Genomic DNA, 1,454 nt, shown 5'->3' with positions numbered 1-1,454 from the left:
GAGTTCGCTCCGAGGCAGGACGACCAGGCAGCCAACGTGACGATCATCAACAACACGATCAAGGATGGGAACCACCAGAACGTGATCCAGGCCGGCTTCTACAACGACCGGACCCGCTGACCTTTCCGCAGCCTTAAACAGGCCCGATGGAACGCCTAACCCCGGTGTCCCGTCGGGCCTTTGTGCTGCTCGGGGCCATACAGTCCGTCAATAACCGCATGACGCAGAGCTATTGCCATCTGGTCCAGACCAATCCTACGCTCTGCCCGGGGGTCCGCGATCCGGGCCGCGGCTCCCGAACGGGCAGGCGTGTCCGCTCCCCCACACCCGCCCGGAACGACGGTCGAGGAGTCCCCACCCCATGTCCATCAAGCGAAGTGCCCTGTCCGTCGGCGCCGTCGGCGCCGCGGTCCTCGCGATGGCGGCGGCCACCGCCGGCACCGCCAGTGCCCACGGCACGATGACCGGGCCCGTCAGCCGGGTCGCGGCCTGCTACGCCGAGGGTCCCGAGCACCCCGTCTCCCAGGTCTGCAAGGACCTCGTCGCGGCGAGCGGCACCCAGCCGCTCTACGACTGGAACGAGGTCAACATCGCCAACGCCAACGGCAACCACCAGGCGCTGATCCCGGACGGCAAGCTCTGCTCGGCCAACCGCGACAAGTACCAGGCCCTGGACTGGCCGCGCACCGACTGGCCGGCCACCGCCGTCGCCGCGGGCGCCTTCACCTTCCAGTTCCGCACCACCGCGCCGCACGTCGGCACCCAGACCGTCTACATCACCAAGGAGGGCTACGACCCCACGAAGCCCCTCAAGTGGTCCGACCTCGACCCGACGCCGGTGGCCCAGGTGCAGGTCGACCGCACCGCCACCAACGGGTACTACACCTACCCGGGCACGCTGCCGCAGCGCACCGGCCGCCAGCTGCTGTACATGATCTGGCAGCGCAGCGACAGCCCGGAGGCGTTCTACAGCTGCTCGGACGTCGACTTCGGCAAGCCCGCCGCGGCCGGCGGCGCCCCGGTGTCCGCGCTCGCGGCGCAGGCCCCGGCCGCGCCGAGCGACGCGCAGATCGCCGCGGACGCCCCGAAGTCCACGGTCGCCCACCACGGTCACGGCGGCGACCCCAACTCCCCGGCCGGCCTCGTGGTGCCGACCGCCTCCGCGGCCGTCGGCACGTCGGCCACCGGTCCGCTGCTGCTCGCCGGCGCGGCGGCGATCAGCGTCGGCTGGGCCGGCATGGTGCTCCGGCGCCGTCGTGTCGAGGCTGTTCGACGCGACTCCTGAGGGCCGGATGCGGGGCCGGACCGGCCCACCCCCGTCCGGTCCGGCTCCCCGCGTGCGAAGTGAGCGAACGACGGGGGGGGGGGGCGGCGGGGGGCTGGCCGCGCGCGGCCCAAAAAGCGCCCCAGACCCACGCGAGCAACGCCATTATCTCTAGATCCAAAAAACGACG

The 1,454-nt window shown here is 71.5% G+C and carries 1 protein-coding gene; it reads left to right on the top strand.

The features are described 5' to 3' along the window. The first annotated feature begins 361 nt into the window (after positions 1 to 361). Positions 362 to 1,285, top strand: coding sequence for a lytic polysaccharide monooxygenase (locus ACFV4F_RS22295; RefSeq protein WP_380504741.1), 924 nt, complete (start codon positions 362 to 364; stop codon positions 1,283 to 1,285). The last annotated feature ends 169 nt before the right edge of the window (positions 1,286 to 1,454 follow it).

The organism is Kitasatospora sp. NPDC059722 (assembly GCF_042733235.1).
Lineage (GTDB): Bacteria > Actinomycetota > Actinomycetes > Streptomycetales > Streptomycetaceae > Kitasatospora.
This window is presented reverse-complemented; position numbering and strand designations above follow the sequence as displayed.